At 69.9% G+C, this 13,892-nt stretch carries 9 protein-coding genes; 1 reads left to right on the top strand and 8 read right to left on the bottom strand.

The window, feature by feature from the left end:
* Positions 1 to 66: 66 nt before the first annotated feature.
* From PZE19_RS29605 to PZE19_RS29585, 5 genes are all read right to left on the bottom strand, one after another.
* Complete coding sequence (locus tag PZE19_RS29605) at positions 67 to 1,386, bottom strand: 3-keto-disaccharide hydrolase (RefSeq protein ID WP_277864208.1); 1,320 nt, start codon at positions 1,384 to 1,386, stop codon at positions 67 to 69.
* 106 nt (positions 1,387 to 1,492) lie between these two features.
* The gene (locus PZE19_RS29600; protein ID WP_277864207.1) at positions 1,493 to 4,759 is read right to left on the bottom strand and encodes a family 78 glycoside hydrolase catalytic domain; all 3,267 of its coding nucleotides are present in this window, start codon (positions 4,757 to 4,759) and stop codon (positions 1,493 to 1,495) included.
* A gap of 64 nt (positions 4,760 to 4,823) precedes the next feature.
* Entirely contained in the window at positions 4,824 to 6,059 is a 1,236-nt protein-coding gene (gene rhaT / locus PZE19_RS29595) for an L-rhamnose/proton symporter RhaT (RefSeq protein WP_277864206.1), read from the bottom strand.
* 285 nt (positions 6,060 to 6,344) lie between these two features.
* Complete coding sequence (locus PZE19_RS29590) at positions 6,345 to 7,616, bottom strand: L-rhamnose isomerase (protein WP_277864205.1); 1,272 nt, start codon at positions 7,614 to 7,616, stop codon at positions 6,345 to 6,347.
* A gap of 103 nt (positions 7,617 to 7,719) precedes the next feature.
* Positions 7,720 to 9,846, bottom strand: coding sequence for a glycoside hydrolase family 32 protein (locus PZE19_RS29585; RefSeq protein WP_277864204.1), 2,127 nt, complete (start codon positions 9,844 to 9,846; stop codon positions 7,720 to 7,722).
* 86 nt (positions 9,847 to 9,932) lie between these two features.
* On the opposite strand from PZE19_RS29585, the gene PZE19_RS29580 reads away from it, so the two are divergent.
* Positions 9,933 to 10,775: an SIR2 family NAD-dependent protein deacylase gene (locus PZE19_RS29580; RefSeq protein WP_277864203.1), complete on the top strand. Its 843-nt coding sequence runs from the start codon at positions 9,933 to 9,935 to the stop codon at positions 10,773 to 10,775.
* Positions 10,776 to 10,796: 21 nt separating this feature from the next.
* Here the strand turns inward: PZE19_RS29580 and PZE19_RS29575 are convergent, their stop codons facing one another.
* The 3 genes from PZE19_RS29575 to PZE19_RS29565 form a co-directional block, all read right to left on the bottom strand.
* On the bottom strand, positions 10,797 to 11,627 hold the full coding sequence (locus PZE19_RS29575) for an inositol monophosphatase family protein (RefSeq protein ID WP_277864202.1): 831 nt from the start codon (positions 11,625 to 11,627) through the stop codon (positions 10,797 to 10,799).
* A gap of 454 nt (positions 11,628 to 12,081) precedes the next feature.
* The gene (locus tag PZE19_RS29570; RefSeq protein ID WP_277864201.1) at positions 12,082 to 12,531 is read right to left on the bottom strand and encodes a YybH family protein; all 450 of its coding nucleotides are present in this window, start codon (positions 12,529 to 12,531) and stop codon (positions 12,082 to 12,084) included.
* Positions 12,528 to 13,832 (bottom strand): SGNH/GDSL hydrolase family protein, encoded by a 1,305-nt coding sequence (locus tag PZE19_RS29565; protein ID WP_277864200.1) that lies wholly within the window; start codon positions 13,830 to 13,832, stop codon positions 12,528 to 12,530. The genes PZE19_RS29570 and PZE19_RS29565 overlap by 4 nt, the downstream gene beginning before the upstream one ends.
* Positions 13,833 to 13,892: the final 60 nt, after the last annotated feature.

Here is a 13,892-nt window from a genome sequence, read left to right as displayed (position 1 = left end):
CCGCGCGGCCCGTCCCGGGGGGACGGCCGCGCGGCCTTCGATGTCCAGGGGTCGGGCCGGAGGACGTCAGTCCAGCGGCTTCAGCGAGATGGCGCGGAACTCGACCGGGTCGTTGTGGCCGGCGAAGCCGAAGTAGCCCTTTTTGAGGTCCTTGCCGGGGTGCGGGGAGTTGGCCATGAACTCCTTGACGGTGCTCAGGTCGGCGTCGAGGATCGTCGTGCCGTTGAGCTCGACCTGGATCTTCGGGCCCTTGACCGTCACCTTCTCGTAGTTCCACTCGCCGACGGGGCGGAGGTAGCCGCGCTGCGCGGCGACCTGGCCGTAGGCGGAGCCGTGGGCCTGGCGGGGGTCGAGCTTGCCGTACTTCTCATGGCCGTCGTCGAGGACCTGCAGCTCGGTCATGCCCTGGTAGGCGGCGTCGCCCTGGCCGGGGTAGCGGATGGCCAGGCCGTTGTTGCCGCCGGGGGGCAGGCGGAACTCGACGAGGGCGACGAAGTCGCCGTACTCCTTGTCGTAGTAGATCGTGCCGCCGTGCTCGGGCTTGCAGCGGATGGCGCCGTCGACGACCTCGTAGTTGTCGACCGGGCCCTTCCAGCCGGCGAGGTCCTTGCCGTCGAACAGCTCGACGAAGCCGCCGACGGCGGTGTCGAGCTTGGCGAGGTAGGCGTTCGCCTCGGCCGGGGCGATCTCGCGGATCTTGATGTTGCGGAAGCGGGTCTCGCTGCCGTGGGTCTGGAGCTGGATCGGGCCGACGGCGGCCAGCGGGGTCTTGCGGTCCCAGTAGTTCTCCATGACCGCGTCCTGGACGACCAGCTTGCCGTTCAGGTAGATCGTGGTGCGGGCGCCGACCTGGACGACCCGCAGCGTGTTCCACTCGCCGATCGGGTTGTCGGCGAAGACCAGCGGGTCCTTGCCGGGCGCGCCGGCGGAGTTGTTCCAGAGGCCGCCCGAGCCCTTGCCGGCACCGAGGCTGTGCTTGCCGGCCTCCTCGCGGAAGTCCCAGATCTGGATCTGGGGCGTGCCGCGGAGGTAGACGCCGCTGTCGCCCATCGGGCCGATCTTGAAGTCGAGGAACAGCTCGACGTCGCCGTACTCCTTGTCGGTCGCGAGGAAGACGCCGTGGCCGTCGTTGACGATCTCGGCGTCGGCCGCCTTCCAGTGCTGGGCGGCGTCGGCGGCGTCGGCGGCGAGCTTGGCCTTCTGCTCGTCGGGGCTCATCGCCTTGAACTTGCGCGGGTCGATCGTCGACTCGCCGTGCCAGCCGGAGAGGTCCTTGCCGTTGAACAGGGCCTGGAAGGCGGGCTCCTCGGCGGCGGCGGGCCGCGTCGCGAAGGCCGCCGACATCGCCATCAGGGCGAGCGTCAGGTGGGGGTGCTTTTGGATCACGTCGGGTTCCTCGTAAGTCCGGGCAAGGTGGGTTTCGAGAGGCGGGAGGTTGGGGCGGCGAGGCCCGGCGCGGCGGGGGCCGGGCCTCGCGGGGGGTCGGCCCGCGTCAGCGGGCCGCGAAGGTGAAGACGTAGCGGCCCGAGCCGACCTCGACGATCGTCGCGCCCTCCTCGACGCCGGCGACCTTCACGCCCTGGGCCTGGGCCTGGGCGAGCGGGACCCCGCTCTCGGCGATCGCGGCGGGGTCGGCGGCCGGGACGGCGATCTTGGCGGTCGTGTTGGCCGGGATGGTGACGTCCATCGTGACGACGCCGGCGTTCCGCGTCCAGGCCACCGCGACGTCGCCGCGGACGCTCCGGTACGAGGTCGAGGCGAACGTCAGCTTGTCGGTGAGCTTGGGGGCGATCACGATCCGCTTGTAGGCCACGTCGGCCGCGTGGATGCCGCCGATGTTCTCGACGATCCAGCCGTAGACCGCGCCGAAGGAGTAGTGGGCGAACGAGTTCATGCCCGGGTCCTGGAAGCCCTTGTCGGGGGTCCAGCCGTCCCAGCGCTCCCAGATGCTGGTCGCGCCGTGCCTGATCGAGAAGCCCCACGAGGGGAACGTGTCGTTGAACAGGAGCCGGTAGGCGACGTCCTGGCGGCCGATCTTGGAGAGGACGAGCATCAGGTCCTTGGTGCCGACGAAGCCCGTGGAGAGGTGCCAGCCCTTGGCCTCGATGTCCTTCACCAGGTGCTCGGCCGCCTGCTTCGCCTTTTCGCCGTCGACGAGGTCGTTGCTGAGCGCCAGGACGTAGCAGGCCTGGGTGTCGCCCTTGATCCGGCCGTCCTCGGCGACGTACGCCCTGTTGAACGACGCCTTGATCTTCTCGTAAACGTCGGCGTACTTCTTGGCGTCTTCGGCCTTGCCGAGGACCTCGGCGGCCTTGGACGTGGTGCGGGCGGCGAGGGCGAAGTAGGCAGAGTAGATCACGTCCTTGGGCGTGTCGGCGCCGATGCTCAGCCAGTCGCCGAAGGCGTGGTACTTCTCGGGGGGCAGCAGGTCGGGGGTGCTGCGGGCGATCTGGAACTCGACGTACTTCGCCATCGACGGGTACTGGCGTTCGAGCAGCCGTTTGTCGTTGTAGACCTGGTAGATGGTCCAGGGGCAGACGACGCCGGCCTCGGCCCAGGCGGGGCCGCCGTCGTCGCCGGCGACCTTGACCGGGGCGACCATGGGGAACTGGCCGTCGGCGCGCTGGCCGTCGGTCAGGTCGACGAGCCACTTGTCGAAGAAGGCCTGGACGTCGGCGTTGAGGCTCGCGGTCTTGATGTAGACCTGGGCGTCGCCCGTCCAGCCCAGGCGCTCGTCGCGCTGGGGGCAGTCGGTGGGGATGTCGATGAAGTTCGCCCGCTGGGTCCAGTAGATGTTGCTGTGGAGCTGGTTGAGCATCGGGTCGGACGTCTGGAACCGGCCGGCGACGGCCGTGGCGCTGGAGAGGGCCAGGCCGACCACCGTCTCGGTGGTGGGGGGCGACTTCAGGCCCGAGACCTCCAGGTACTGGTAGCCGTGGAAGGTGAACCGGGGCGACCAGACCTCCTCCTCGCCGGTCCCCTTGCAGACGTAGGTGTCGATGCAGCGGGCCTCGCGGAGGTTGGTGACGTAGACGGAGCCGTCGGGGTTGAGCCGCTCGGCGAACCGCAGGGTGATCGCCTGGCCGGGCTCGCCGCGGAGCCGCAGGCGGGGGACGCCGGCGAAGTTCCGGCCGTAGTCGAGCACGTAGACGCCCGGCTTGACCGGGGCGGAAGTCTTGGCGCGCAGCTCGGTGAACGGCAGGACCGGGGGCCCGGGGTGGGCCTCGACCTTCGGGTCCATCTCGGCCCCGGAATCGACCGCGGCCCAGGCCGAGGCGTCGTAGCCGGGCTGGTCCCAGCCGGCCTTCTCGAGGCGGGCGTCGTAGGTCTCGCCCATGAGGAAGTCGGCCTCGAGGATCGGCCCGACGGCCGCCTTCCAGTCCGGGCCGGTGGCGACGACGGAGGTCGACCCGTCGGCGTGCTCGACCACGAGCTGGGCCTTGAGGCGGGGCTTCTTGCCGTAGTGGTCGCGGAGCTTGCCGAAGCCGACGTAGCCGCTGTACCAGCCGTCGGCCAGGATCGCCCCCAGGGCGTTGGCGCCGGGGCGGACGAGCCGGGTGACGTCGTACGTCCGGTAGTAGACGCGCTTCGTGTAGTCGGTCCAGCCGGGGTTGAAGTAGTCGTCGGCGACGCGGACGCCGTTGACGTGGGCGTCGTGGATCCCCAGGGCCGTCGTGTAGAGCGTGGCCCGCTTCACGGGCTTGTCGACCTGGAAGTCCTTCCGCAGGTAGGCCGGCCTGGGCAGGACCAGCTTGGTGACGGTGAGCTTGCCCCAGGGGCCGTCGCCGTACGCGCCCACGACCTCCGCGGCGGGGAGGCCGGCGAGGTCGATGGCCCGGTCGTGCCAGTTGGCCCCGGGGTCGGCGACGGTCTTCCATGAGGGGTCGGTGATCGACTCGACGACCCGGCCGTCCTTCAGCTTGACGACCAGGCGGGCGAGCAGGCCCGCGGGGCTCGGCGCGCCGTTCTCGACCTCGGCCCGCAGGGTGTTCTTGCCGGGCTTCACGAACCGGGCGACGTCGGTCTGGACCGGGACCTTGAAGCTGCTGCCGGCGGCGGCGAGCTGGCCGTTGATCGTGTACTTGTGCGAGTCGTCGGCGACGCTGAGCAGGGTGGCCTCGGCGATCGGCGAGTCGGCGGCGACCTCGAACTCGGTCACGAACAGGCGGTGGCCTTTGGGCTTGTCGCCCCCCTTGTCCTCGCCGTGCCAGATCCACTTCGCCGCGCCGAAGTCGGCCTCCACGGCGCCGGCGGATTCGTCGCGGGCCTTGTCGTGGCCGATCCATTCGGCCTTCCAGTCGGCCGCGTCGAGCAGGCCGACGGTCCAGAAGGCGGGGGCGCTCCAGCCCGAGGGGTTGCCGTCCTTGCCCCAGATCCGGACCTTCCACACGCAGCGCAGGCCGCTCTTGAGCGGGACGCCCGAATACGAGATGCCCGTCGTCTCGTCGCTGGCGACCTTGCCGCTGTCCCAGAGGTCCCCCCCCTCCTCGGCGGCGAGCTTGGCCTCGTCGGTCGCGACGACGATCTGATAGGCCGTCTGCACCTCGCCGCGCCGGGAGGAGGCGACGATCCAGCTCAACCGGGGGTTGACCGAGTCGACCCCGAGCGGGTCGACCTTGGCCTCGACGCGGAGCTGGACCGGCGAGATCCCCAGCACGTCGGGCTGGGCCGGCACCTGCTGCCCCCGCGCCACGGAGGCCGCCCCGAGGCCCGCGAGGGCCGAGGCGAGGAGGGCGTTCACGAGCCGTCGTTTCAACATGATGCGATCCTTATAGCGAACGTCTGCGGGAGAGGGAGGCGCAGCCCGGGCGGTCGTTCCCGGATCAGGGCCGGGACTCGACGGGCGCGGCCGCGGGGGACTCGACGCCGGCCGCCGCCTTGGGCGCGAGCGAGTTGCCGTAGCCGATGATCACGGTGGACCCGATCAGCACGGCCAGGGTGAGGGCGACGAGCCGCTTCGTCCGCGCGCTCGTGCCGTTCCATTCCTTGAGGGCGATCCCCCAGAGGGTGCTGAAGATCATGATGCTGGCCATGTGCAGGGTCCAGCTGGAGAACTTGTAGTCCTCCCCCATCTTGGTCTCGCCCATCGTGTAGAAGAAGAACTGGAAGTACCAGGTCACCCCGGCCAGGGCGCTGAAGAGGTAGTTCCAGAAGAGCGGGACGCGGCCCGATGCCGCCTCGGCGGCCGAGGCGTCGAGGCCGTGCGCCTGCAGGGCCGCCTCCTCGCCGGGGGCGTCGGTCGCGGTCTCCAGCACCTCGGTGCGGTCGCGGGCGAGCGAGGCGTCGGGCCGGACGACCGGGCTCAAGTACTGGTAGGCCGACCCGTTCTTCCAGTGCAGGAAGGCGCACCAGAGGAAGTTGGTCGTGAAGCCGCCCGCCAGGATGACCACCAGCGAGGGAAGGCCGCTCCACAGGTCGGGCGTCCCGTGGACCTTGGTGAGGGCCTTGATCGGCCCGCTGGCGTCCAGGCCGAACGCGAAGCAGGCGCTCATGACGCCCGAGAAGGTGGCGACCAGCAGGCCTTTTTTGAAGTCGAACTCCTGGATCGAGGACTTCTTGGCCTCTTCGGACAGCTCGTGCTCCTTCGACATCCCGGCCAGCCCCGCCACGGCGATGCCGGCGAGGCAGACCAGGACGCCGAACAGGACGACCTGGCCCGAGAGGGTCGGCAGGATCTTCGTGAACAGCTCCCCCTTCACGATCGGCGGCACCATCGTGCCGAAGGCGGCGGTGTACCCGAGCGCCACCGCCATGCCCAGCGACATCCCCAGGTAGCGCATGGTCAGGCCGAACGTCAGCCCTCCCATCCCCCAGAGCACGCCGAACAGGTAGACCTTGAGCAGCGTCTCCGCCGGCGTCTCGGAGATCACCGAGGGGAGGTCGTTCGTCATCCCCAGGCCGAGCGCCCACGGGGCGATGATCCAGCTGAAGACGCCGCCGGTCAGCCAGTAGGTCTCCCACGACCACTTGCGGACGAACCGGTAGGGGACGTAGAAGCTGCCGGAGGCCAGGCCGCCCAGCCAGTGGTACACGAGGCCGAGGAATGGGTTTGGAGTCATGAGAGGTCGCGGATGGCCTTCGAGGGTTGACGGGTTGGAGAGCCGTTCGAAGATATCAAACCAGGTCGAGACGAGCATCGGCGCGACGGGCGGAGCGGTGGAGGGTTCACCCCCTCTTCCCCCGGGAGAAGGTGCCCCGAAGGGGCGGATGAGGGTCGCGGCGCTTCGCGGACGCCTCCGTGCACCCTCACTCGCTCCGAACTCCGACGACCCTCATCCGGACGTCCCGCCCACCTTCTCCCGGCGGGAGAAGGATCGCGCCGGTCCGGGGTCGCACGCGCCCCGTCATCCCCGCTTGCTCAGGACGTCGGCCTCGTAGCGCTTCACGCCGTCGATCCAGGCGCGGCCGACGGGGATGTCCTTCGTCTGGAGGTAGTGGTCCCACACGGCGCCGAAGGGGAGCGACTTCAGCTCTTCGAGGACGGCCAGCCGCGACGTGTAGTCGCCGTCGGCCTCGTACTTCCGCAGGGCGTCGATCGGCTCCAGCAGGGCGAGCAGCAGGGCCTTGATCATCGACCGGGTGCCGATGACCCAGGCGGCGACGCGGTTGATGCTGGCGTCGAAGAAGTCCAGGCCGATGTGGACGCGGTCGAGGTAGTCCCCGCGCACCAGCTCCTGGGCGATCAGCTCGATGTCGTCGGTCAGCAAGACGACGTGGTCGCTGTCCCAACGCACGCCCCGGCTGACGTGCATCAAGACCTCGTCGACGTAGGTCAGGGCCGACGAGAGCTTGTCGGCGACGACCTCGGTCGGGTGGAAGTGGCCCGAGTCGACGGTGAAGACCTTCTTGCGCGTGATCGCGTAGCCGAGGTAGAACTCGTGCATGCCGACCACGTAGGTCTCCGAGCCGATGCCGAACAGCTTGCCCTCGACGGCGTCCTTGTTGAGCCTGGGGTCGATGGGCGTCGCGAACATCGCGTCGAGCGCGTGCAGCAGCCGCTCGCGGGGGCCCTTGCGGTCGACGGTCGCGTCCTTCATGCCGTCGGGGATCCAGACGTTGGTGACGCAGGGCGTGCCCAGCGCCTCGCCCATCGCCGCGCCGATCTTGCGGCAGGCGATGCCGTGGTCGATCCAGAACTGGCGGATCGCCTTGTCGGGGTGGGCCAGGGTCCAGCCGTCGGCCGCCTTGGGGTGCGAGAAGTAGGTGGGGTTGAAGTCCATCCCCATCCCCTTGGCCTTCGCCCACTCGATCCAGGCCCGGAAGTGGGCCGGCTCCAGGGCGTCGCGGTCGACCTTCTCGCCGCCGGTCTCGGCGTAGCTGGCGTGGAGGTTCAGGCGGTGCGTGCCGGGGATCAGCGCGAGCGCCTCGTCGAGGTCGCCGCGCAGCTCGTCGGCCGTCCGCGCCTTGCCGGGATAGTTCCCCGTGACGGCAAGGCCGGCGCCCAGGCCCTCGCCGGCGTTCTCGAATCCGCCGACGTCGTCGCCCTGCCAGCAGTGCAGCGAGATCGGGATCTTCGCCAGCCGCTCCAGGGCCTTCTCGACGTCCACGCCGAGCGCGGCGTAGCGTTCCTTCGCCAGGGCGAAAGCCTGGTCCACGTTCTTCTTGGGAGAGGTCATGGGCGTTCCCTTCCAGGCGTGTCGAGGGCGAGGGATTCGCCCCGGACCACGATTCTCGCACGGCCGCGCCCGGGCTTCCAGGGCCTGGCGCGGCCCCCGACGCTCACCACGAAGACCGCAGCGGATAGACGACGAGCCGCTCCAGCCCGACCGCCCCCCCCTTCGCCGCGATCCCCAGCGAATGGTTCGCGTCGTCGGCCAGGTCGGCCACCGAGATCGCCGTCCGGCCCCCGTTGGCGAAGACCTCGATCGACCCTCGATCCACGAACACATGCAAGGTCACCAGGCCGTCGACCTGGGGCACGAACGTCCGCACCTGCTTGCAGACCACGTCCTGCCGCTTCACGTCGTACACCAGGGGCGTCCCGCGCAGGTCCAGCTCGACGGACTCGGCCCCGTTGGGCCGAAAGGCCAGCTCGATCTCGTAAAGATCGCCCGACGTCGCTCCCTCCAGGGGGTTCTTCGCGCCCGGTTCGAGGGTCGTCTTCGAGAATTCGCGGGCCCCGGCCCGCAGCGACTTCAGCTCGGCGACGGGCTCGGCGAAGATCCGGGGACCGTCCTTGGTCATCCGCAGCGTCAGCTCGGTCGGCAGGCTCATCTGCTGGTTGAACGGCGAGCCCGGGAACGTCACGCCGTTGGCCCAGCCGATCTGGATGCGACGCCCTTTAGGCTCGTCGCTGAACGTCTGCGCCGCGTAGAAGTTGCCGTGGCGGAAGACGAGCTTCTCGGGGCCCGAGACGACCTCGAACGTCTTGCCGTCGAACTTGCCGAGCTTGTACTTGCCGTCGGCCGCGTAGACGACCCAGAGCTTGTTGCTCGGATCGCCGTCGACGGCCAGCTCGAACAGGTCGGGGCACTCGAAGAAGCCGTCGAGCCGGCTGCCGAACGTCCAGGCCTTGAGGTCGGGCGAGGTGTAGAAGTCGATGCTCTGGCGGTCGGGGTTCTTGCCCTCGTCGTACACCGCCATGACCCAGCGCTTCGACGGCTCGTGCCAGAGCAGCCGCGGGTCGCGGCCCTCGTGCTTGACGACCGGGTTCCCCTCGTACTCGGTCATGGTCCGGCCGCCGTCGTTGCTGTAGACGATGCACTCGCCCCGCCCGGTGCTGGTGTAGGCGGCGACGATCGGCGGCTTGTCGCCCTTCTGGAATCCGCCCGTGTTCTTCACGTCGACTACCGCGCTGCCGGAGAAGGCCCAGTCGCCGTACTCGTGGGGGTAGAGCGCGATCCCCGCCTCTTTCCAATGCACCAGGTCCGGGCTGACGGCGTGCCCCCAGTGCATGTTGCCCCAGGCCCAGCCGAAGGGGTTGTGCTGGTAGAAGAGGTGGTACTCGCCGTCCTGCCAGACGAGCCCGTTGGGGTCGTTCAGCCACCCGACGCGCGACGTGAAGTGGAGCTGCGGCCGGTGCTTCTCCTTGTACGCCTCCGCCGCGCCGGGAAGGAAGGCGGACTGCTGGATCCGCCCCAGCGCCGTGGGGTCTTCCAGCTCGTCGACGCGGACCGTGACCGTGCTCCCACGATGGGCGGCCAGGTCGCTGAACGCGAAGAAGTCGGCCTCGCCCGGGGCCAGCTCGACGTCGAAGTCGCGGAGCGTCTCGCCCCGCTCGCCCAGGATCTTGGCGCGGACCTTGGGGGCGCCGGTCTTCACCGGGATGAGCAGGTATCGATCCTTCAGCGCGATGGCCCGCGTGGCGCGGACGGGGAGTTTCGGCGCGTCGGTCTGGACGATCTGGTCGACGTTGACGTGTCCCCACCCCCCCTTGCGGCGGTCGACGACGCGCAGGGTCGCGTCCTTCCCTTGCAGGTCCTTGACGTCCCAGGCGGCCCAGCGGAGCCGCTCGGTGCCGCCGGGGTCGCGGTTGGGGCCGGTCGCCGAGCGGACGACCTTGCCGTCGACGAGCAGGTCGAGGCAGGTCTCGCCGGCCCAGCCGCCGCCGCCGATCAGGAAGTTCAGGTGCTCGCGCTCGATGCGGAAAGGCGGACTCGCCAGCTCGCCGGTCGCGTCGTCGCCGCCGCGGAAGCTGTTCACCAGGCCCTGGCCCAGGTATCCTTCAACGGTCATCTGGCCGGGGAGAGTCCCCCGGGCGGGCGCGGGGCCGAAGGCCTCGCCGGTCGCCTTCCAGCCGCCGTAGTCCGGCCCCTCGAAGTCGGCGATCGGGACGTCCGGCCGCTTCGCGTCCTGGGCCGCCGGCGCACCGGCGAGCAGCCCGACCAAGACCATCGTGGCAAGCATGAAATCCAGCTCCTCGAAGGGGCGTTCGCGTCGTCTCGCACCCCACGAGGATAGACCGACAGGCCACCGAGCGAAAGGGGGCGACCATGGATCCGACGCCGGAACCCCGCCGCGCCGCCGAGGCCGTCTCGCGGGCCGACGCGATCCTCATCGGCGCGGGCGCCGGGATGGGCGTCGACAGCGGCCTGCCCGACTTCCGGGGCCGCCAGGGATTCTGGCAGGCCTATCCGCCCTACGCGAAGCTCGGCCTGGATTTCGTCGCCCTGGCCTCGCCCCGCTGGTTCCGCCAGGACCCCGGGCTGGCCTGGGGCTTCTACGGACACCGCCTGGAACTCTACCGGGCGACCCGGCCGCACAAGGGTTTCGCGATCCTCAAGCGCTGGGCCGACCGAGCCCCGCAAGGGGGGTTCGTCTACACGTCGAACGTCGACGGCCAGTTCCAGCGTGCGGGGTTCCCGGTCGACCGGATCCACGAGGTCCACGGCGCAATCGACTTTCTTCAATGCCTTGATGAGTGCGGCGTGGGGATCTTCCCCGCCGAGGGCCAGGCCGCGACGATCGACCCGGAGACGATGCGGGCCGTCGGCGACCTGCCCCGATGCCCGCGCTGCGGGACGCTCGCCCGGCCCAACATCCTGATGTTCGGCGACGGCGGCTGGGACGGCTCGGCGTCCGACGCCCAGGCCGCGCGGCTTCGCGCGTGGCTGAAGGGCCTGGCCGAGGCCCAGGCCCGGCTCGTCGTGGTCGAATGCGGCGCCGGGACCGCCATCCCCACCGTCCGCGGCTTCTGCGAGCGGGCCGCCCACGGCTTCTCGGCGACCCTGATCCGCATCAACCCCCGCGAGCCCCTCGCCCCGCCGGGGTCGATCGCGATCGCCGCCGACGCCCTCGAAACCCTGGCCGCGATCAATGCATTTATGCAACTCTGATCGCGTGAAAATCCGCGGACGTCACGTCCGCTTGAAGTGTTCGCCCATGATCGCGACCATTTCGTCGTGGACGAGCCCGTTGGAGGCGAGGACGCTCGTCTTGGTCAGGGTCAGGGGCTCGCCATGGCAGGTGGTGACGCGGCCGCCCGCCTCCTCGACGAACAGGCGGCCGGCGGCGAAGTCCCAGGGGGCCAGCTCGTACTCGAAGAAGGCGCCCGTCGAGCCCACGCCGACGTGGGCCAGGTCGAGCGTCGCGGCGCCCATCCGGCGCAGGCCGTGCCCCTTGCGCAACAGGATCTCGCGGCAGACCTCGAGCGTGGCCTCCATCATCGCGCCGCGGTCGTAGAAGTAGCCGAACGAGACCAGCACCTCGTCGATCCGCGTGCAGGGCGAGACCCGCGCCCGCTTGCCCTTGTGGAAGGCCCCCCCGCCTCGCACGGCCGTGTACCAGTCGTCGTAGAGCGGGTTGCCGACGACGCCGACGGTCGCGACCCCTTGGTGGTAGTAGGCGACCGAGATCCCGAAATGAGGGATGCCGTGGACGAAGTTGCTGGTGCCGTCGATCGGGTCGACGATCCAGACGTCCTCGGCGGCGAGGACCGCGGCGGCGTCCTCGCCGGCCTCGTGCAGCTCCTCGCCGTAGACCGCATGGTGGGGGAACGCTTTCTTGATGACCGCGATCACGGCCCGCTCGGCCTCGACGTCGGCCTGGGTAACCAGGTTGTAACTTCCCTCCCCCTCGGCGTTCTTCACGTCCGCCGCCAGCCCGCCCTGGAAATACCCGGCCGCGACCCCGCCCCCGACCTTCGCGGCGGCCTCGGCGACTTCAAGCTCGGCCTTCCACTTTTCCACGAAACACGACCCCCAGGCTCCCGGAATTCACCCGACGACGATCCTCATTATACCCGGGAAGCCGCCCATCCGGCCGGTCGCCGGTTGGCTTTGACTCGGCTTCGATTAGGCTTCGATTAGGCTCCGTTCGCCGCAGGCCGCTGCCGGCCGAATCTCCCGCATCATTCCATCTCCAAACACTTTACGGCCGATTTCGAGGCTCGAAAAATTGGGTTCGCTCGTCGATTTGCGTTGCAGATTTTAAGGCTCTCTCGCGATCGTCCTCGTCACCAGGCGGCGACCGGTTCGTCGCGAGGTCCATGGAGATTATGCCCACGAACGCGGGTCGGGGAATGAATTCCGTGCGGGGGGATTCTCGACCGTGGCGTGTTCGTGCAGGTCGAGTTTCCAACTTCTAACGGCCTTCCCCCCACGGCGGGGAGAAGGGAGTCTCGCGTCGCAAATCGACCAGGGCCTACTTCGCCGCCGGCGGGGAGGGGAGCATGTTGCGGATCCCGGCGATCTTCCAGCCGTCGGCGGTGCGGGTCAGGACGATGGACGTCCACATGGCGCGGACGTCGGCGCCGACCTGGGTGTAGCGGCCGTCGGCGAGGGCGACGTCGGCGGCGAGGAGGCGGACGGACTCGACCTCGATCGTCCGCTTCGCCGGATTCTTGCGCGACGATTCGAGCATCCCCTGGACCAGCGACTCGCGGCCGCGGCGCCAGGTGCCGTCGGAGACGAGTTGATCGGCGTCGGGCGTGAGCAGGGCCTCGACGGCCTTGGCGTCGCGGGCCTCGCGGGCGTCGACGTACCGGGCGACGACGGAGCGCACCGCCGCGTCGTCCTCCTTCGTCGGGGATTGCGCGAGGGCCGGGACGCCCAGCGAGGCGAACAGCAGGCCGGCGAGGACGAGTCGGTTCATGGGGCGGCTCCGGGGGGGGGAGAGGGTTTCGAGGCCTCGGGACGTGACGCCTTCCAGACCAGGTGGAGGCGTCGGGCGATCGTCGCGTAGCCCCGGGCGTCGGGGTGGGTGTCGTACGGCCAGTACTGAGGGGTCCCGGCGGCCTCGGCGGCGACGAGGTCGGCCGTCGCGTCGGCCAGCGGCAGGCCCAGGTCGTCGCAGACTTCGGCCAGGACGCGATTCTGGCTCCGGAATCTCGGGTCGACGGCGAGCGCGGCGGCGGCGTCGCGGTCCATGCCCAGCTCGACGAGGGCCGGGGCGTATCGCGGATGGACGACGCCGCAGAAGGGCGTGTAGGCGACCATCATCCCCGCCCCGACCGACCGGCAGACCGCCTCCATCCGCGCCAGGAACTCCCGGGGCGAGCCGCCTGCGGCGAAGTCGTGCGTCAGCAGCCTGGGCATGTCCCGCGACTGGTGGTACAGCCACGGGTTGAGTCGTCCTGCCTTCATGTCTTGATACAGCTCATCTTTGAGCGCATCGGGCCGGGCCTTGCTGGACCAGGGGTTGGTGCCGTCGGGGACGGGTGCGAAGAAGCGGATCGGCAGGTGCGGCCAGCGGCGGTGGATCGGCTTCTCGTAGAGGGCACGATCCACCAGCACGGCCAGGCGGGGGCGTCGGAAGGCCTCGTCGTTGGGGGCGAACCGCGGCGCGGGCGAGTCGAACGAACGTTCGTCCGCCGGGGCCGGCAGGTCGTTGGGGTAGAGCGCGACGACGACGTCGGTCGGCCGCAGGAGCGCCACCGCGTCGCGGGTCAGGATCCACAGGTGGGGCAGGCTGGCGGCGATCACGCCCAGGTTGATCACCTCGGCGGCCGTCCCGTCGCGGGCCAGGAGCCGCGACCACTCGGCGGTGATCGTCGCCGAATCGTCGACGCCCTCGCCCTCGACGGCGCTGTCGCCGATCACCAGGATCCGCCGACGTCCCGGCGTGGGGGCGATCCGGAAATCGGGCCCCCGGAACCCGTACAGGTTGAGGTTGTGGACCTCCGCGAAGCCGTCGGGCCGGCTGTCGATCAGCAGCCGATCGTAGACCAGCCCGCGCTCCATCGCCTTGCCGATCTGGGGGTGGGACTGAGCCATCTGCTGGTAATGGATCCGGTTGAACCCCAGGACCTCGGGCAGCGGGAAGAGGACGCGGAAGAGCGCCTCCTGCGCGCCGGCGACCGCCAGCAGGGTGACGATGCGGAACAGCCAGCGGCGACGCCGCGAGATCCGCCTCGGCGACGCCGGGGTCGAAACGTCCTCGGCGGGCGAGGTCATGCGGTCGGGGCCTCCCGATGGGTCTCGAACGTGGTCGCGGCCACTCCCTCATCATAGAAG

The organism is Paludisphaera mucosa (genome assembly GCF_029589435.1).
Lineage (GTDB): Bacteria > Planctomycetota > Planctomycetia > Isosphaerales > Isosphaeraceae > Paludisphaera > Paludisphaera mucosa.
Note: the sequence above shows the minus strand (reverse complement) of the source record. Positions and strands in the feature narration are given on the sequence as shown.